Annotated in this window: 18 protein-coding genes and 1 pseudogene; 7 read left to right on the plus strand and 12 right to left on the minus strand. The window is 58.5% G+C overall.

Features of this window, described 5'->3' with window-relative positions; genetic code table 11:
* The coding region (locus tag D8U69_RS08080) for an MOSC domain-containing protein (protein WP_130907075.1) at window positions 1-452 on the minus strand (452 nt) is incomplete at its 3' end.
* Between the two features lie 115 nt (window positions 453-567).
* On the opposite strand from D8U69_RS08080, the gene D8U69_RS08085 reads away from it, so the two are divergent.
* Window positions 568-1455 (plus strand): LysR family transcriptional regulator, encoded by an 888-nt coding sequence (locus D8U69_RS08085; RefSeq protein WP_056856614.1) that lies wholly within the window; start codon window positions 568-570, stop codon window positions 1453-1455.
* 202 nt (window positions 1456-1657) lie between these two features.
* Here D8U69_RS08085 and D8U69_RS08090 read toward each other — a convergent pair whose 3' ends face one another.
* Genes D8U69_RS08090 through D8U69_RS08105 form a run of 4 tightly spaced genes read right to left on the minus strand, consistent with a single transcriptional unit; the run spans window position 1658 to window position 5262 of the window.
* Window positions 1658-2662, minus strand: a complete 1005-nt coding sequence (locus tag D8U69_RS08090; RefSeq protein ID WP_130907076.1) for a nitronate monooxygenase — start codon at window positions 2660-2662, stop codon at window positions 1658-1660.
* 3 nt (window positions 2663-2665) lie between these two features.
* Complete coding sequence (locus D8U69_RS08095) at window positions 2666-3220, minus strand: cytochrome b/b6 domain-containing protein (protein WP_130904539.1); 555 nt, start codon at window positions 3218-3220, stop codon at window positions 2666-2668.
* Between the two features lie 57 nt (window positions 3221-3277).
* Entirely contained in the window at window positions 3278-4951 is a 1674-nt protein-coding gene (locus tag D8U69_RS08100; protein WP_130904540.1) for a cation acetate symporter, read from the minus strand.
* Complete coding sequence (locus tag D8U69_RS08105; protein WP_056856618.1) at window positions 4948-5262, minus strand: DUF485 domain-containing protein; 315 nt, start codon at window positions 5260-5262, stop codon at window positions 4948-4950. Before D8U69_RS08105 ends, D8U69_RS08100 begins: the two co-directional genes overlap by 4 nt.
* Before the next feature lie 260 nt (window positions 5263-5522).
* Here D8U69_RS08105 and D8U69_RS08110 point away from each other — a divergent pair, with 260 nt between their 5' ends.
* Window positions 5523-6404 carry a LysR family transcriptional regulator gene (locus D8U69_RS08110; RefSeq protein WP_130907077.1) on the plus strand — a complete coding sequence of 294 codons (882 nt, stop codon included), beginning with the start codon at window positions 5523-5525 and terminating at the stop codon, window positions 6402-6404.
* Here the strand turns inward: D8U69_RS08110 and D8U69_RS08115 are convergent.
* The gene (locus D8U69_RS08115; protein WP_130907078.1) at window positions 6388-7623 is read right to left on the minus strand and encodes an MFS transporter; all 1236 of its coding nucleotides are present in this window, start codon (window positions 7621-7623) and stop codon (window positions 6388-6390) included. The two genes, D8U69_RS08110 and D8U69_RS08115, sit on opposite strands and share 17 nt — an antisense overlap.
* Window positions 7620-8840, minus strand: a complete 1221-nt coding sequence (locus D8U69_RS08120; RefSeq protein WP_130907079.1) for a YbfB/YjiJ family MFS transporter — start codon at window positions 8838-8840, stop codon at window positions 7620-7622. The genes D8U69_RS08115 and D8U69_RS08120 overlap by 4 nt, the downstream gene beginning before the upstream one ends.
* Before the next feature lie 226 nt (window positions 8841-9066).
* Between D8U69_RS08120 and D8U69_RS08125 the strand changes: the two genes are divergently transcribed.
* The gene (locus tag D8U69_RS08125) at window positions 9067-10095 is read left to right on the plus strand and encodes a D-cysteine desulfhydrase family protein (protein WP_130907080.1); all 1029 of its coding nucleotides are present in this window, start codon (window positions 9067-9069) and stop codon (window positions 10093-10095) included.
* Between the two features lie 77 nt (window positions 10096-10172).
* Here the strand turns inward: D8U69_RS08125 and D8U69_RS08130 are convergent, their stop codons facing one another.
* Both D8U69_RS08130 and D8U69_RS08135 read right to left on the minus strand, forming a co-directional pair.
* Window positions 10173-10634 carry a hypothetical protein gene (locus D8U69_RS08130; protein ID WP_056856622.1) on the minus strand — a complete coding sequence of 154 codons (462 nt, stop codon included), beginning with the start codon at window positions 10632-10634 and terminating at the stop codon, window positions 10173-10175.
* Between the two features lie 214 nt (window positions 10635-10848).
* On the minus strand, window positions 10849-11805 hold the full coding sequence (locus D8U69_RS08135; RefSeq protein WP_130904545.1) for a threonine dehydratase: 957 nt from the start codon (window positions 11803-11805) through the stop codon (window positions 10849-10851).
* Between the two features lie 95 nt (window positions 11806-11900).
* Between D8U69_RS08135 and D8U69_RS08140 the strand changes: the two genes are divergently transcribed.
* From D8U69_RS08140 to D8U69_RS08150, 3 genes are all read left to right on the plus strand, one after another.
* Entirely contained in the window at window positions 11901-12722 is an 822-nt protein-coding gene (locus tag D8U69_RS08140) for an AraC family transcriptional regulator (protein ID WP_130904546.1), read from the plus strand.
* Between the two features lie 323 nt (window positions 12723-13045).
* Complete coding sequence (locus tag D8U69_RS08145; RefSeq protein ID WP_130907081.1) at window positions 13046-14620, plus strand: phospholipase D family protein; 1575 nt, start codon at window positions 13046-13048, stop codon at window positions 14618-14620.
* Between the two features lie 25 nt (window positions 14621-14645).
* Window positions 14646-15056: a DUF5329 domain-containing protein gene (locus D8U69_RS08150; protein ID WP_130904548.1), complete on the plus strand. Its 411-nt coding sequence runs from the start codon at window positions 14646-14648 to the stop codon at window positions 15054-15056.
* 321 nt (window positions 15057-15377) lie between these two features.
* On the opposite strand, the gene D8U69_RS08155 is transcribed toward D8U69_RS08150, so the two are convergent.
* From D8U69_RS08155 to D8U69_RS08165, 3 genes are all read right to left on the minus strand, one after another.
* Window positions 15378-15665, minus strand: a complete 288-nt coding sequence (locus D8U69_RS08155) for a hypothetical protein (protein ID WP_241667746.1) — start codon at window positions 15663-15665, stop codon at window positions 15378-15380.
* Window positions 15666-15797: 132 nt separating this feature from the next.
* On the minus strand, window positions 15798-16112 hold the full coding sequence (locus D8U69_RS08160) for a hypothetical protein (RefSeq protein WP_130907083.1): 315 nt from the start codon (window positions 16110-16112) through the stop codon (window positions 15798-15800).
* A gap of 321 nt (window positions 16113-16433) precedes the next feature.
* Entirely contained in the window at window positions 16434-16988 is a 555-nt protein-coding gene (locus D8U69_RS08165; RefSeq protein WP_130907084.1) for a GNAT family N-acetyltransferase, read from the minus strand.
* A 156-nt stretch (window positions 16989-17144) separates the two neighbouring features.
* On the opposite strand from D8U69_RS08165, the pseudogene D8U69_RS08170 reads away from it, so the two are divergent.
* A pseudogene (locus D8U69_RS08170) lies at window positions 17145-18576 on the plus strand (IS1182 family transposase).
* Window positions 18577-18901 lie beyond the last annotated feature (325 nt).

Here is an 18901-nt window from a genome sequence, read left to right on the forward strand (position 1 = left end):
CGGTAATACCACCCAGTGATGCGTTCCCTGGCGACAAACATCGACATGTGCTCAGCATCAAACCGGTGATTGATCTTCCAACAAGGGCTGCGCGGTTGCGACACCTGCAACACCGCGCTGCCGACCTGGAACACATCACCGATGTGCACGCTGACCTCACACAGCCCGAGTGCAGAGAGGTTTTCCCCGAGACTGCCCGCCTTCAACTCAGAGGCACTGCCAGGGAACGCTTCAGCCAAGCGCGCATAGTGTTGCGCCGCATACTGATGAACGGCTTTTTCCGGACCGCCGTGCACGCGGCTGTCACCATGCTGATCGCCGACAATCCCTTGTCTCTCTACACGCACCGGCCCTTCACGGCGTTGCTTGTAGATGCCGGTTTGCTGGCCTTCGGGCTGCAAGACAGCCAAGCCTCCTGCGAAGACATGTTCAATGTTTGAAGTCAGTTTCATCGGCGGACTGCGCTCGTTTCATAACGTTTCGAGCACTTTACTAATTCGCTGAAATGCTCGTAAAGTGATCATTAAATATGTTCACAATCACTTTATATGATGGGTGGTAACGATCATGGAAATGCGCCAGCTGAAGATTTTCTGCGCCGTGGCTGAACTGGGGAGTTTCACCGCCGCGGCTGTGCAGGTGAATACGGTGCAATCCAATGTCACCATGCGCGTCAAAGAGTTGGAAGCAGAGCTCAATCGCGAGCTGTTCATCCGCAAGAAGTCCGGCGTGGTGCTGACCTCGGCGGGCGAAACTTTCCTGGGTTACGCCCGCCGCATTCTGCAACTGACCGAGGAAAGCCGCAGCGCATTGATGGACACCGGCAGCCCGACGGGCTTGTTGCGATTGGGCTCGATGGAGACAACCGCCGCCATCCGCTTGCCGCAAGTGTTGACCAAGTACCGCGAACAGTTCCCCGACGTGCAGTTATCGCTGCTGACGGGCACCACGGTGGAGTTGATCAAGGCGATTGAAGCGCATCGGCTCGATGGCGCATTTGTCGGCGGATTTCATCAGAATTCGGCGCTGGCCCAGGAAGAGGTGTTCACCGAAGAACTGGTGCTGGTCAGCAGCAATCAGTTTGAAACCCTGCCCGCCCTCATCGAAAAAATGCCTCAGCAAACCGTGCTGGTGTTTCGCACCGGGTGCTTCTATCGCTCGACGCTGGAGAACTGGTTTTATCAGGTCGGCCTTGTGCCGAACCAGATCATGGAACTGGGTACGCTCGACGGTATCCTGTCGTGCGTCGCCGCGGGAATGGGCGTAACCCTGTTGCCCAAGTCCATCGCAGAAAATTGCAGCGTGCGCCATGCGATCCGCTGCCACACACTGCCAGCGGAATTCGCCAATGTCTCCACGGTGTTCATTCGCCGTAACGACACGATGATCACCTCGGCGATGAGTGCCTTCATCGGCTTGGCACAACAACAGATCGCCCGGCCGGCGGTGGCGTGAATCAAAACCTGTAGGAGCGAGCCTGCTCGCGATAGCGCGGGGTCAGTCAACGGTGATGTTGGATTTGCCATCGTCATCGCCAGCAGGCTGGCTCCCACAGGGGATCTGCGCTGCACACAAATTTTGTGCCTGGCAAAAATCCAGTGTAGGAGCGAGCCTGCTCGCGAAGGCTTTGCGTCAGTCAGCGGTGATGTTGAATCTGCTACTGCCAGCCGAGTGTCCTTCTCGGCTCCTGCAAGAACCGCCCGGTCGCGGCAAGCTCGGCGACCGGTAGCCGCTCCAAACCCCGCGCCAACTCCGCCACACGCTCCGCCGCCGGCACAACGCTGTGGATCTTGCCCACGCCCTGCCCCGCATACAGCGACAGTTTCTCGGCCATCCTTGGCTTGTCGATGGCCCGGGCGCCGCCGCCGATGAAACGCAACAGGTTCCATTTATCCCGATTGGGAATCACTCGATGGGGTGTGCCGTAGGTCCAGCCAAATGAGTAACCGGTACGGTACTCGGTGTCGTCCGTGGTCGCCTCGACGATTTTCTGTTTGTACAGCGGATGGGCATTGGATTCATCGGTGGCGATGAACGCGGTGCCCACCACCACCCCGCTTGCACCCAGCGACATCAGCGCCCGGACGTCGTCACCCTGGGCGATGCCGCCCGCTGCCAGAACCGGCCGGCCTTCGCAAACCGCAAGGATCGAGGTCAACAACGGCATGATGCCGATCGTGCCGCGATTGAGATGCCCGCCACTCTCACTGCCCTGGGCGATGATGATGTCCGCACCCTGGGCAATGGCGATGTTGGCCAGTTCCACCGACCCCGCTTGCACCATCACGATCAGCCCGGCGTCCTTGGCCCGGGGGATCATGTCGGCGGCATACTTCTCGGCATAAAACAGCGACAACAGTTTGGGCTTTTCCTGGAGGATCACCTGGAACTGCGCTTCGAACACATCCGGGCCACCGAATTGCGGCACCAGGTTCACGCCGAAAGGTCGGTCAGTCAGGGCACGGGTTTCCTGTATCCAGCGACGCAAGGTCAGTGGCGGCAGACGCAAGCCGCCAAGGACCCCCATCCCCCCCGCATTGGCCACGGCAGCTACCAGTTGCGGCCCGGAAATGGCCGCCATGCCGCCGAGGAAGATCGGGTACTGAACGCCGCAGAGCCGGGTAATGGCGTTACCGGCAAAATCAAGTCTGTCCTGGTTCATGACTCACAGCTCCACATGTTTGCCCAGCATCCGCTTGAGCGTGTTGTTCTTCAGGAGAAAGTGATTTTTGACCGCGCCGAAAATGTGCAGCGCCAGGCCGGCGAGAAACGCCGAGGCGCCGATGTTGAACAGCACATCGACCACATGCTTGAGTGACTCATTGACCGGCAGGATGCTCGGAATCCACCACCCACCCGGCAATTCCACCACTTCACCGGCTGCGCATCGTGAAGCCCAGACCGCAATCGGCAGCAGCACCATCGCCAGGGCCAGCGACACCGCCACCGAGCGACTGATGATCACTTCGATAGGGTTCGGCGTGCCCACCGGCAGTGGATGGTACGAAGTGATCCGCGCCCAGAATCGATAGATCGAGACGAGAAACAGCACCAGGCCCACCAGGTTTTGCAGCCTGCCGAGTTGCAGTTGCAGGGCTTCGCTGGCGGCGATATTGATCAACAGTTGCAGGCCGAAGATCGCCAGCAGGGAAAACGCCACGACCCAGTGCAAGGCCACGGTGATGGGTGAAAATCTCAAGCCATTGTCTCTAAGTTGCATGGCTGACTCCTTTTGCAGAGGTCGCAAATCAGGAAGGGAAAAGTCGCCGCGACGATCTCAGTGATTGACCGCCTGGGCGGCCCCGAGCCCGGTCTGGGCACGGATCAACTGGTCGTCGAAACGCTCGCGCTCAAGCACTGCACCGTGACTGCGGTCGGTGACGGAGCCCAGCCAGGTGAAGAAGAACGCCACGTTCATCGAGATGATCGCCGGGTAGTCGTAGGGAAAGATCGCTTCGGCATTGCCCAGCACCTTGACCCACACCGCCGGCGAGAGCACGACCAGCCCGACCGCGCTCACCAAACCAGCGACCCCGCCGATCAGCGCACCGCGGGTGGTCAGTCCTTTCCAGTACATAGAGAGCACCAGAATCGGGAAGTTGACCGACGCGGCCACGCCAAACGTCAGCGCCACGAGGAACGCGATGTTCTGGTCCTTGAACAGAATCCCCAGCACCACCGCGACGATACCGATGCCCACCGAAGCGATACGCGACACGCGACGCTCGTCGCTGGCATCGGCTTTGCCCTTGCGGACTACCATCACATACAGGTCATGGGAAATCGCCGATGTGCCCGCCATGGTCAGCCCGGACACCACCGCCAGAATCGTTGCGAACGCCACGGCGGAAATGAAGCCAAGCAACAGATCGCCACCCACGGCTTTGGCCAGGTGCATCACCGGCATGTTGCCGCCGCCGATTAACTTGCCCGCCAGATTGCCGCCTTCGTAAAAGGCCGGATCCTGTCCGACGATGACAATGGCAGCCAACCCAAGCACCGCGACAATCAGGTAGAAAAAGCCAATGAACCCCGTGGCGACGAACACCGATTTGCGCGCCTGCTTGGCGTCGGGCACGGTAAAGAAGCGCATGAGGATGTGCGGCAGTCCGGCCGTGCCGAACACCAATCCCAATGCGAGCGAAATCAACGACAGCGGATCGGCCACCAGTTTGCTCGGCAGCAGAATCCGTTCGCCATCGTGGTGCGCAGCCACGGCTTTTTCGAACAGCAGATCGAAGGAAAAGCCGAATTTGCTGAGCGCCAGAAAGGCCAATAGCGTGCCGCCTACCAGCAACAACCCGGCCTTGATGATCTGCACCCACGTCGTCGCAACCATGCCACCAAACGTCACGTACACCGCCATCAACAGGCCGACGGCAATCACTGCATAGTTGTAAGGCAGGCCGAACAACAGCTGAATCAGCTGCCCTGCCCCCACCATCTGCACCACCAGATAAAAGCACACCACCGTCAGCGAGCCGAAAGCGGTCAGAGTGCGGATGCGGTTTTGGTCGAGACGAAACGAGGCGATGTCGGAAATGGTGATACGCCCCAGATTGCGGATGCGCTCGGCGAACAGAAACAACAACAGTGGCCAGGCGACAAAGAAGCTGATCGAATACAGCACACCGTCGAAGCCGTTGAAGAAGATCATGCTGGTGACCCCCAGCAACGCCGCCGCCGACATGTAGTCACCGGCCAGTGCCAGGCCATTCTGGAAACCGCTGATACCACCGCCGGCGGTGTAGAAATCGTCCATGGATTTGGTCTTGGACGCAGCCCAATAGGTGATGCCCAGGGTCGTCACGACGAAGACCAGGAACATGCTGATCGCCGTGATGTTGATCGGTTGTTTTTCGACGTTCTGGATGACGTCGCCGGCCATGGCGCGCGCGGCGAATACGCACAACAGAACCGGAAGGATGAGGTTCACGAGCAGGCGTTTCATACGATGGCCCCCGCGCGGATTTCTGCGGTCAGGTCATCGAATTCACCGTTGGCACGATGAATATAGAGCCCGGTAAACAACCAGGCCCCGACGATGAACACCGCACCCAAAGGCCAACCGATGCTGATGATGCTGGTGGCGGAAACCTTCGTCGCTAATAGTTGGGGAGCGAAAGCGGCGACGAGGATGAACGTGAAGTACGGGACAAGGGTTGCGGCGGTCAGGCAGGTGACGAACCGTCGCTGCCGTGAGACCAAATCCTTGTACCGGGGGTGGTTGCGAATTCTGGCTGACTCGGTTGCATGATTCACGTTGACTCCGTGTAGCAGTGGTTGCGTTATTGTTGTTCCACAGCCTCAGATTCAGACTCGATCCGCCACTGGCTGCGGTATCTGTGCCCCTTCAACCTATGCCTGGCAGGTGATCATGTAAAATGATCATTAATGATTCCGTTGATCGTTTTTGGTGAATCTAAAGCGTCGTTTCACTTGTCTTCAATGGACCTCGTCTCTAATCTCCTTGTAGCGTTAGCCATAGCAATGGCTATTACTTTTTGAGATAGGTGATGTCGATGGATGTAGCGGATCTCAAGGTGGTGGACGCGGTGGCACGCCACGGCAGCATGAACAAGGCCGCCTCCGAACTGAACACCGTGCAGTCGAATGTTTCTTCGAGGATTCGCTCGCTGGAAGACGAGCTCGGGGTTGCGTTGTTCCAGCGCAGCGCCAAAGGCGTGCAGGTGACGCCCGCCGGCCGCCGCATCCTGCCTTTCGCCGCCCGCTTGTCGAAACTGCTGACCGACGCCTCCAGCGCTGCCCGCGATGACGGCCATCCCAAAGGCGTGATGGAAATCGGCACGCTGGAAACCACCCTCGCGTTACGTTTGCCACAGCTGATCGCCCGGTTCGCCAAGGCCTATCCCGAGGTCCGCCCGGTGGTGCGCACCGGCACCACGTGCAGCCTGATCCAGGACGTCCTCGACTGTAAGCTGGAGGGGGCGTTCGTGGTCGGGCCGGTCAATCACCCGGAACTGCACACTGAAGTCGCCTTTCGCGAAGAACTGGTGCTGATCACTTCACCAACGATGCTGCGCATCGACGATGTCGCCTTGGTCGAGAATCTCAAGACCGTGGTATTTCGCCTTGGCTGCTCCTATCGGCAACGCCTGGACACGCTGCTGACCCAGCTCGGCGTGCTGGCTCCCGAGCCGCTGGAATTCGGCTCGATCGAAGCCATCATTGCCTGCGTTTCCGCCGGCGTCGGCATCACGCTTTTGCCCAGAGGCGTCATCGCCGACGCGGCGCGCGCGGGCCTGGTGGCGGTGCACGAACTGCCCGCGGAACTGGCTCACGTGGAGACAGTGTTCGTGCGCCGCCTCGACGGCTATTTTTCCAGTGCGCTGGCGACCTTTCTGCACAGTGTGCGCGTGGAAGGCGTCACTGCCGCGCTGTAACGACGGGCACCGCAATCAAACGGGTTTTCACCCAGCCGTTGACGGCGGCGCACAACACCAGCAGCGCGGCGGTCAGCAAAAACACCTGGTGCAAGCCAAAATGCGCGCCGATCTGGCCACCGATCAATGGCCCGATCACCTGCCCGGAAAACTGCGCCGATTGCAGGTAACCGAGAATTTTGCCGGTGTTGTGTTCCGCCACCGAATGGCGGATCAGCTTGGCAATGGCCGGCAGCAGCCCGGCAATGCTCATGCCCATGAGCCCGCGTAACACCGCCAGTTGCCACCATTGCGTGACGTACGCTTGAGGGACCATCAGCAGGCCAGTCAGCAGCAAGCAGCCAATGATCACATTCCAGCTACCGACCCGGTCGGCCAGTGCCCCCAGCCTGGCGGCGGTCAAGATACTGCCCAGCGCCGAACAGGCCATCACCACACCAGCAATCCGCGCCTGCTCATCCAGGGCGACGCCAAGGTGACCAATGTAAACGGTGATGATCGGCTCGATCGACATGTTGGCCAGCAACACCATCATTGCGGTCAGCAACAGTGCGCCGATGACAGGCCATCGGGAACGTTCATCCGGTGCCTGATTGTTGTCGACTCGTCGAGCACCATCACGAGCCCGATTGAAGTCCTCGCGGATGAGCGCGATGGTGGTGACCGCCGCCAGCGCAATCATCGCGCCACCGACGAAAAACGTGCCGCGAATGCCTACCCATTGCGGCAGGAATCCGCCCACCAGCGGCCCGATCAAATTACCGGACAACGCCCCTGTCGACAGCACGCCCAAGGACCAACCGGCCTTTTCCCTCGGCACCTGGGAACCGATCATGACGATAGAGGCTGACGCATAGCCGCCGATCAGCCCGGCGATCAGTCGCAGTGCAACCAGATCGGTGACGTCCCGTGCCAGGCCGATCAGCGACATGACGATGGCCATGCCGATGGCCGCTCGCACCAGCATTGGCTTGCGCCCGAAACGATCGGCCAGCCGCCCCCACAGCGGCGCGGTAATCGCCGTGCCAAAGAACGTTGCGCCGAACGCCACGGCGGACCACTGCACCACATCGGCCTGGCTGGTCACGCCCAGTTGTTGCACATAGAGCGGCAGGAACGGCAACAGCATGCTCAGGCTCACCAGCGTGGTGAACGAACCGAACACACAAACGGCAAGATTGCGACGCCAGTAAAGTCGATTGCGCTCGGCATAATTCATTTCACCAGAGGCTCCGCTGTCGGACGCTGGAAAGCCGCCAGCACATCGATGACGAAGGCCAGCAACATGGCCAGCGTGCCGATGAGAAACAGCAGACTGTAATTGCCGCCACTGGAGGAAAACAGGAACGACAGGCCATAAGCGGCGACGGCCTGGAACAGTGCAAATCCGACTGTGGCGGTTTGCCAGGCTGACGTCTGTCGAGCCGGATGATGGGCGAGAATTTCATGCACGCGGCCCAGTACCAACGGCACGGTTCCGGTGACAAAGGCGCCGACGATGACACTGGAAGCCATCAGCCAGACACTGCCAACCCCGAAAGCCGGGACTGCGACGCAAACGGCCTCGATGATGAACGACACTCGCAATGCGCGACCGAAGCCGACCCGATCCGCCAGCAGCCCGGCCAACAACGGCCCGACGGTCGCGCCGATGCCGAACAGCACCCAATATTGCGCACCGGTTTGCAAACCCTGGCCCAGGCCGCGAGCGACGAAATCCACCAGGAAAATCATGTGTGGCACCCAACCGGCAGCGTTGAGTGCGTATTCGGCATACAGCGCCTTGAGTGTGCGGTTAGCGGCAAAGTGACGCGGATGTGAGGTGCCGCTGACCGGGGCATCCGCGGTCGGCCATCCCCACCAGGCCAGCACTGTCAGCAACAGGGAGATCAGGCCGAGGCCGAGCCAGGTCTGTTCAAGACCCTGCTGCAACAACAATGGCACCAGCGTCCCCGAAGCCGCGATTCCGACGCCCACGCCCATGAAGATCAGGCCACCGGCCAGGCCTCGGCGGGATGGCGGAACGTGGGCCAGGACCGTTGGCGCGGCGAGGACCATCAAGGCCCCGCCGGCAACGCCCGAAAGAAAACGCCAGGCAAAAAACCAGGCGAAAGACACCGGCCAGGCGCAGGCAAAAAACGCGATGCTTGCCAGTAGCATCATCGCCCGCAGGGTAAATCGGGTTGAGGTTTTCGCCGCCAGTGAGCGGCCGAAAATCGCTCCCGCCAGGTAGCCGGCAAGGTTCGCCGCCCCCAGGTAGGCCGCCCGGGAAGCGTCGAACCAATGCGCCCCGACCAGCGCTGGCAGCAACGGCGTGTAGGCAAATCGCGCCAGGCCGATCCCCACGAGGCTGGCCGAAAAACCGGCCACCGTTCCGCGCCAGACGCTGGCGGGTGGTGACGCGATACCGGTCGTGATTGACTTCACAGTGTTCATCGTCTGGCCCTCTTTCTTCAGTTGGGCCGACTGTACGCGCGCGCAAGATATCTTAATAAACGAATTAAACAGGTATCGGTTATCTTTCTTACAGATAAGGCGGACACACGCTCCGTTAGTTACACCGTGTATCAACAGTAATTCCGCAACCACCCTATATCTTCACCCCCGGGCTTTTTTACAGTGGCCGATGCACTGCGTTCTTTCCCTCCACGAGCGAAACTCCATGCCCCACGACTTGAATCATCTTGATGCCGCGCTGGCTGCCTACCCACGGGTGACTTTGCTCGAAGGCCCGACACCGATCCAGAAACTGACCCGCCTGAGCCAGTTGCCCGAACTCAATGGGTGCAACGTCTACGTCAAACGCGATGACCTCACCGGCCTCGGCGGTGGCGGCAACAAGTTACGCAAACTGGAGTTTCTGCTGGGGCAAGCCTTGGCCGAAAACGCCGATACGCTGGTGACCTGGGGTGGTTTTCAATCCAATCATGCGCGGCTGACCGCCGCGGTCGCCGCACGCCATGGCCTGGCATGCGAACTGATTCTGACGCCGTCAGCGGTGCGCACCGATAACGATTTCTGCCACAACGGCAATGTTCTGCTGGACGATCTGTTTGGCGCCAGCGTGCACCGACTGGCGCGGGGCGTGACCGCGGATGCCTACGCCGCCGAGTTGGTGGCAAAGCTCAGGGAATTGGGGAAAAAGCCCTTTGTCATGCCATTGGGCGGGTCCAGTCCCCGGGGCGCCCTGGGTTACGCCGCATGCGCAGCCGAGATCCTGCATCAGGCTGACGCATTGGACCTGCGGTTCGAACGGATCATCGTGCCCAATGGCAGTGCCGGAACCCACTCGGGCTTGCTGGCTGGCATGACGCTCGCCCGCTCGGCAACGCAGGTTGTCGGTTACTCGGTATTGGCAGACGAACAACAAGCGCTGGCCACGACGCTTGAAAAAACCCGGCAGACCTTGCACCTGCTCGATCCCACCGCAACACTGGTTGAAAGCACAATCAACGTCGACGGCAGCCAACGCGGCGACGCCTACGGTGCGCCCACCGACGCGATGCTGGAAGCCGTGCGCCTGCTGGCTTCAACAGAAGGCTTGCTCACCGATCCCGTTTACGGTGGCAAGGCGTTTGCCGGACTGCTGGCCGCTATTGGCCGAGGTGAATTCCCGCAGGGCAGTAACCTGTTGTTTGTCATGACTGGCGGCTTGCCCGGGCTGTTTGCCTATCGAAGCGCGTTCGTCTGACTTGGCACTTCACCAGACATAAAAAAACCTCCCCGGGCACAAACCCGGGGAGGTTTTTTTACAGCTGTGTCGAGTGATCAGCCTTGGGCCTTGCTCATCTTGGTGAACAGTTCGGTCGGTACTTTCTTGCCGTTGGAGGTGTATTGATTGGTGCGGAACTTGTAGACCTCGCCTTCGGAGAGGAAACCGTCGTTGTTGGTGTCCATCGCCTTGAATTCTTCACCACCTTGCGGGGCTACGGTCAGCAGTTCCTTGAGCGAAACGCGGCCATCGTGATCGGTGTCGGTACGGGCGAACGAAGCGTCGCCGCATTTGCCTTCACCACACTTGCCTTCGCCAGCCTTGGTCACTTTCGCGCCAGCTTCGTCGGCACCGCATTTGCCTTCACCACATTTGCCTTCACTGGTTTTTTCCGCCGAGGCCAGCTGATAGCCCTGAGGCAGAGCGTCGGCAGCGAATGCGGTCGATGCCAGATTCATGCTGCCGGCCAGTGCAACAGCGATCAGGCCAATACGGGATTTGTTCGACATACGGGACATGGTGATTCTCCGGATACTGTGTGCGGCCAGGCCGCTAAGGTCATTGCCACTAAGGGCGATAAGCCGTGGTGCGAGGCGCATCTGCTTTCTCGCTAAGGCAGGGCTATTTGACTGCAACCGTGTATCCAGGATGTATCGGCTTGCAGGGCATTTGTAAGCCAGTCTCCGAACAAGGGCTGCGGATACACAGCGATACACTTGCCCAGGCACTGCTTTACCCAATCACGTTCGCAAACACCGATTGGTCGACGTTGGCGCCGGACAGAATCACGCCAACCCGTTTTCCCTGCATCGCTTCACACTCCTGCATGAGCGCCGCCAGGGCCGCTGCGCCCGCCCCTTCGGCGAGGTTGTGGGTGTCGGTGTAATACACCCGCATGGCCTCGGCAATCTGCTGATCATTGACCGATACGATTCGCGCCGCGCCTTGGGCGTACACAGCAAAGGCTTCAGCAATCGGTTTGCGCACCGCCAGGCCGTCGGCAAAGGTATCGGCCGAGGCGGTTTCGCATATTGCTCCCGTGTCGAACGATAACTTCGCGGCGGCAGCTTCGCTGGACACCACGCCCACCACTTCAGTCTTCAAACCCAGCGCATCACGGGCGGCGATTACTGCGCAAATCCCCGAACCACAGCCGATCGGCACGTAGACGCTATCCAGGTCCGGCGCAGCCTTGAACAGCTCCAGCGCATAGGTGGCCACGCCTTTGACCAGCTCAGGATGGAACGGCGGCACCAGGTACAGGCCTTGGGCCTGTGCCAGGCGTGCAGCCTCTTCGCGGGCCTCATCGAAATCGCGGCCATACTCCACCACTTCGCCGCCGAAGCCGCGCATGGCGTTGTTCTTTTCCAGGGAATTGCCTTGCGGCACGACGATCAAGGCGCGCAAGCCCACCGCACCTGCCGCCAGTGCCAGGCTTTGTCCATGATTGCCTCGGGTGGCGCTGACGATGCCCTGCACATCGGGATGCTCGCGTTTAAGCCAATGCATGAAGGTAATGCCACCGCGCACCTTGAACGCACCGGTCGGCGTGTGGTTTTCATGCTTGACCCACACCGTGCAACCCAACCGTTGCGCCAGCAAGGGCCAAGGGTATTGGGCAGTGGCAGGCATGACCTGATAAACACGTTGGGCCGCTTGTTCGATGTCGTCGCGAGTCAGTCTGTGCATGAGTTGCTCCCCTGAGGTTTTGCCCAGTGTAGATACGCCGCCCTCTACCGGCTTTCAGAAAACTGACCTGACTTTTCTACCCGCGGTTGATTAGTATGGTTTTCATGAGCCATCGAAACCGCCAACCGTCACCCCCACCGCCTGAACCGGTTCGCCGTGTCGAAGTCGGGCCGTGGCTGATCGAATTGCTCCCCGGCTGCGCCTACGCGACCCGCTATGTCGCGCCTCAATCGGCGATTGGCTTTGCCTACGACAGCCAGCGAGGCGTGCACGCAATCGGCAGCGACCGGGTACTGCCCTTCAATGCCGTGCCTAACGGCCTGGCGTTTGTACCTGCCGGGTGTGACGTTTTATCCGAATCCCCAAGGGGCGGCGAGTACCTGCGAGTGCTGCGCACTGACGGTATCGCGCTGGCGGGCGACCGTGCCTTCAACAACCGCATCGACCCGCAAGCCACGAACCTCGCCCTGCGACTGCGCAGCGCCTTGTTGCGGGCATCCGTGGAGGATGACTGGGAGGCCTGGGCGCTCGCCTTGGCGCAAAGGACGACGGCTAACACCAAATGCGCAACCCCGAGCGCTGACGCGATAACCGGCAATCGCCTGCGTTTGCTCGATGAGTTCATTGACGCTGGCCTCGATGGCCCGCTGGGAGTTCAGGCAATGGCGCAATTGCTGGGCTTGTCCGAAGGCTACTTCATGCGGGCATTCAAACGTGCCACCGGCAATAGCCCGCACAGTTACCTGATCGACCGACGTCTCGCCAAAGCCCGCGCCCTGATGCGCGACTCGACCGCCACGCTGACGGAAATCGCCTACCGTTGCGGTTTCAACTCCCAGGCGCACATGGCGACTGTGTTCAGGCAGCGCCTGGGTGTGAGTCCGGCGCAGTTGCGCAGAAACTCGCAATTTAGTTAGCACCTGATTCTCTCGCGGTTCACCAGCTCTCCCTGACTAAACCTGCGCGCTGGACACCTGTGTCTGCGCTGCCATGAAAATGCGTCGCTCTGTCATTTTCATAAGCTTTGGCAGTTGATTTTTTTCTTGTCGATTGCTGGCGACACCCTCTTTTGCGCGTCATGCAAACACCGCAATTGCCACCGGGATGAACTACTCTCCAAAAACAAATCCGCAGATCGAAGAAACAGTGCGCAAGGTCGAAACCACCGCAGTGCTGGTGGCACCAACCGACCATTCTTCGGGACCCGGCATCCCTGATCGCATTACTCGGAGTACGCTCCGTGGGAATCAAACAGCCCCTGCTTGCTCTGCTGTTGCTCACCTTGCTGTTTGGTGGCTGTACGACCCCCAACGCCCCTCACATACCCAGTCAAGCCTTGCCTGCAAGCGACTCGCCATTCGGGCGGTCTATCCAGGCCCAGGCAGCCCCGCATCAAGGCCAGTCGGGCTTTCGCTTGCTATCCGATAGCGCTGAAGCGTTCAACGCCCGCGCCGAACTGATTCGCAACGCTCAACGCAGCCTCGACTTGCAGTACTACATCGTTCACGACGGTATCAGTACGCGGATACTGGTGAGCGAACTGCTCGACGCCGCCGACCGCGGAGTCCGCGTGCGGATACTGCTCGATGACACCACCAGCGATGACCTGGACCGAATTATCGCGTCGCTGGCTGCGCACCCCAAGATTCAGATCCGGGTATTCAATCCGCTGCACCTGGGCCGCAGCACCGTCGTGACGCGAACAATGGGCCGGCTGTTCAACCTGTCGCAACAACACCGGCGCATGCACAACAAATTGTGGGTGGTGGACAACAGCGTGGCCATCGTCGGGGGGCGCAACCTGGGGGACGAGTATTTCGATGCCGAACCCAACAAGAATTTCACCGACATCGACATGCTCAGTGTCGGACCGGTTGCAGAACAACTGGGACATAGTTTTGACCAGTACTGGAACAGTGCCCTGAGCAAGCCGATCGAGCAGTTCCTCTGGACCATGCCGACAACCAAGGACCTGAAGAATACGCGGACCCGGCTGGACGAATCCCTGGAAGAAACGCGCATCCAGAATCACGCGCTCTACCAACAATTGATGAGCTACACCACTCATCCTCGCCTGCATGTCTGGCGCGGGGAACTGATCTGGGCCTGGAACATTGCGATGTGGGATGCACCGAGTAAGGTCTTGTCGGAAGGCGAACCACCCCCGTACTTGCTTTTGACTACTCAGTTGGCACCCGAGCTGAACGGGGTCACCAAGGAACTGATCATGGTTTCAGCCTACATGGTGCCTGGCCAACCCGGCGTGGTGTACCTGACCAGTCGTGCCGACGCCGGCGTGTCGATCAGCTTGCTGACCAACTCACTGGAAGCCACCGATGTACCCGCTGCACACGGTGGTTACGCGCCTTATCGCAAAACCTTGCTCAAGCATGGTGTGCAGTTGTTCGAATTGCGCCGCCAGTCCGGCGACAATGGCAACAGCGACAGCGGACCGCGCCTGTTCCACAGCGGATCCTCCAATAGTTCCGACTCCAGCCTGCATACCAAGGCGATGATTTTCGACCAGCAGAAAGCGTTCATCGGCTCGTTCAATTTTGACTCGCGCTCAATACTGTGGAACACCGAAGTCGGGGTGTTGGTGGATAATCCGCAACTTGCCGGACGGGTGCGCGAACTGGCCCTGGAAGGTATGTCACCTCCCCTCAGCTATCATGTCCTGCTGGAAAAGAACCAGTTGGTCTGGGTTACCGAGGACAACGGCAAACCGCATACATTGACCACGGAGCCAGGGAGTTGGTGGCGACGCTTCAATTCGTGGCTGAGCAGCACGATTGGGCTGGAGAAGATGTTATAGCCAACGTTGAGCACTGGAGTTAATCATGCAGATGTGGATGAGGCGCACGGCTCTGCTGATCAGCCGCTTGATAATGGCCGCGGGTATCAGCCTTTTCGCCATCGTCACTGAAGGGCAAGTTCTGCGCACACCTCAAGTCAATCAAGAGATAAAAGGCTTGCTGGACTTTGTCGAACACAGTGAGTGTCAGTTTGTGCGCAATGGAAACCAATACCCAGGTTCCCGGGCTCGGGCGCATCTGCAGAAGAAGCTGGATTATCTCGAAGACAAGAACAAGGTGCACAGCGCAGAAGACTTCATCGAGCTTGCTGCCACTAAAAGCAGTATGAGTGGCCGCGCCTATGAGGTGCGATGTTCAGAAGTCGTGGAACCGGCCAGCACCTGGTTGAAGAGAGAGCTGCAGAGGCAACGGCAACTCAAGAAGGGCAGCAACTGATTTTCTCACGGTGCTACATCTCTTATCCTGCTTCAAAGAGGCGCTTGACCGTCCGCTTTTGGCCCAGGCTGTGTAAAAACGTAAGTTCTGGAAGTTTTAGGGGTGTTTGACCCCTTAACTAATAGGCGATCGTGGCGTATACGCGATTACAGGAGGTCGATTTTTTCTCGGGTCGATCTCAGTGCACGTTTTTACACAGCCTGGGCCGATTGCTGCATGTCGCAAAGGGCAACAACCGACCCAATGCTGTCTGTCGCGACCGCAGGCGATTGCGGCCAGAAGCGAAGAACTGCCCGAACTTGTATTAATTTCTTAGCCAATTCAGCCAGAGCGTTTCAGGGACTTCGGATCGAATGACACATTCGCCATACTTTGAGCATCAGGTACTGGCTGCCATTCAGCAGTGGTGGAGTCGATTTCGCGCAGAGTCCATTGCTGGGGACCGGACCAGGACAGTTCTATGTAGGGGCCTTCAAGTACTTCGTTCGCTATTAACATGTCGACTTCGTCGGCAGGTCCCGGGAGCATGCCTCCGACAGCAATGGGCACGCGCTGACGCAAAAGGATGTTGAGCATGCACAACAGCTCGGCATGTGATGTGTAATGCACTCTGTGCTCCCCGACTTCCGTGTAGGCAAACACCAGATTGCCCGTTACTGAGTCTACGGAGCTGATCAAAGTGAGATGCGCCGGTGGCCGGCCTGACCCCTTTGAATAACGTAGTTTGATAACCGCGCCCCTCTATGTATTTCGCTTTATGAAATCGGAGAGCTTCGCGGCTTCATTGCGTAATTCATCGAATTTTTCGTTTAGCTCAACATGGCCCGGCTTCCAGCAAAGGACGCCATTGTCATGGCTTTGACCAAGAATGAGATCATTGAATGAGCCCATTCCGCCATAGGCTGACTGTAGGTACTCAATTCCGGAGTAATCAGAATCCATTAAGCATGCTCTTGCCTTACGCATCCACAGGCTCCAGTGAGTATCTCCATCGCTCTCAAGCATTGCTGCAAGCTGATCAAGAACGCAGATCAGTTCTTCGGTTTTCGGTCCCATTTCTTAACATCCTTCAAGTGAAACACGGTATGGGAAGTGAGTCCCGCTGCCGAGTGTTTCTTGTCAGTCTCGCTGCATAAGCTACTGTTTCGCCATCAGGTTGTCCAAGGGCCGCTTTTGGCCCAGAGTGTGTAAAAACGCCGACCAAAAATCGAAGTGCGCGCTCCTATGTCAATCTAGAAAAGCGCGTGGGGTCAACAGACCTGAAATTTACATAGGCTCGCAATTTTTTGGTCGTTTTTAACCAGTCGAGCCCCCGTGAGAGTTTTTACACAGTCTGGGCCGATAGGGGCCTGTAGCTCGCATTGACAGAAAACCAGGTCAAGATTCAGTCCTTGCGGCGAGCCACTCGCTTCGCGTCATCTCCCATACTTCAACCTGCATGGCCCCGGAGACAAAACGTCCTTCCCGTGTCTCGATCATGCGCATGCCTTCATGTTGGGACACCTTGCGCGAAGCGTGGTTGGCGACGGCCTTGGGCACCTGCATGACCGGGCGCAATAATGTTTCGAACCAGTAGGCGTTGATGACCTTGCAGGCTTCGCGCATGTAGCCGTTCCCCTGATACTGCGGGGCGAGCCAGAAGCCTCTGTGGTTGCCAGGCTGGTCATACAGGCTGATGCTACCGATGCTGCGCTCAGGTTGAGCGAGCGTGCGAATCATCCAGTGCCACTCTCGTCCCGCGGCCATGGCGGGTAGAGCCATATCGCGCACGTAAATCAGCCCGCCATCCTGCGGATATGGCCATGGGACGCGGCTGTCCAGATATCGGACGACCTCCCATTGGGGGAACAACTGCTGCACCGCCGCCGCATCAGTCAGTTGAAGCGGCGTGAGGATCAGGCGGCTGGTGTAAAGTGTGGGGGGGCAATCCATGGCATGAAATCCTTCGCGAGCACTGTGGCGGGTGTGATCGGTACTTTCTCAGACCATTAGCTGGAGTGTCGAGTGTCCGCTTCTGGCCCAGAGTGTGAAAAACGCCTTCGTGAACCCTTGCTATGATTTCTGAGGATTTCATCGCAGGGATCGCCCATGAAGCGCTTTATCCAAGGTGAACATCGAGGCCAAGGCACCTTACTTCCCCGAGAGCCTCGACGACTACGTCAGAGATACCAATCCGGTGCGTGTAGTCGACGTCTTTGTCGACGAACTTGACCTAGCCAAGCTGGGTTTTGAAGGTGTCATTCCAGCCGATACTGGTCGGCCTGCTTACCACCCTGAGATCCTGCTGAAAATCTACATTTACGGCTACCTCAACCGCATTCAATCAAGCCGGCGCCTGGAACGAGAAGCCCAGCGCAACATCGAATTGATGTGGCTAACTGGTCGCTTGATGCCCGACTTCAAAACCATCGCCAATTTCCGCAAAGACAATGGCAAGGCAATCCGGGGAGTCTGCCGTCAATTTGTGGTGCTGTGCCAGCAACTGGGATTGTTCTCGGAAGCGCTCGTTGCCATCGACGGCAGCAAGTTCAAGGCGGTCAACAATCGGGATCGGAACTTCACCAGCGCCAAGCTTAAGCGGCGAATGGAGGAAATTGAGTCCAGTATCAATCGCTATCTGACAGCACTCGATACCGCAGACCGTCGCGAGCCTTCCGTTGCCCAGGTCAAAGCCGAACGGCTCCATGACAAGATCGCGGCCTTAAAAGCCAAGATGCAGGAGCTCAAGGAAATCGAGGTACAGCTAAACCAAACACCGGATAAACAGATCTCGCTAACCGATCCTGATGCTCGATCAATGAAAACGCGCGGAACCGGAATGGTCGGCTACAACGTTCAAACGGCGGTCGATGCGAAGCACCACCTGATCGTGGCGCACGAAGTAACGAATGATGGTGTTGATCGAGACCAACTGAGTTCTATGGCCATGCATGCCCGAGCGGCCATGGGTGTCGAAGAACTGTCGGCAGTCGCAGACAGAGGGTATTTCAAGGGTGAAGAAATTCTCGCGTGCCATGAGGCTGGAGTCACCGTTTTCGTACCCAAGACGGTGACCTCGGGAGCGACAGCGGCTGGCCGTTTCGGCAAAGATGATTTCATCTATGACGCATCAATGAACGAGTATCGATGCCCTGCTGGGCAAAGCTTGATCTGGCGTTTTTCACACGTTGAGAAAGGGCTGAAGTTCCATCGTTACTGGAGCTCACACTGTAAGAGTTGCACGTTGAAGCAGCAGTGCACGCCCAGTTCTGAGCGGCGAGTTAGCCGCTGGGAGCATGAATCAGTACTCGAGGCGATGCAAAGTCGCCTTGATCAAGCGCCAGAAATGATGCGCATCCGGCGCCAAACGGTTGAGCATACCTTCGGCACATTGAAGTCCTGGATGGGCGCCACGCATTTCCTTATCAGAACCCTAGGCCGAGTGAGTACCGAGATGAGCCTGCATGTGCTCGCCTATAACCTCAAACGCGTGTTGCGGCTGTTGGGCAGCGATGCCTTGATGGCGGCGATGAAGGCCTGAGGCCTTTTTAGCGGCCTGATAGTGCATCTGGCATGTGCTCCGGGGGCTAAAACCCCAAGCAAAACCAGTAACACCAATTTGGCTTGGTTGAGGCCCCTACAAGTCTTCAGTGCAGTGAAGAGCTACCGATTACTGCACCGCAGCCATTGCGTTTTTACACACTCTGGGCCGTTTGCTGCCCTTCGCGACAGGCAGAAATCGGCCAGAAGCGGACGGTCATTGTCGATATATTTTAGTCTTCGCCCCCAAAGGGACCGGACGATCAATTACACCGATGGCATAATCAAACTGTTTATAGCAGGGGCGTAAAAATGACCGTCGAATG

The organism is Pseudomonas sp. Sample_16, assembly GCF_004307665.1.
Lineage (GTDB): Bacteria > Pseudomonadota > Gammaproteobacteria > Pseudomonadales > Pseudomonadaceae > Aquipseudomonas.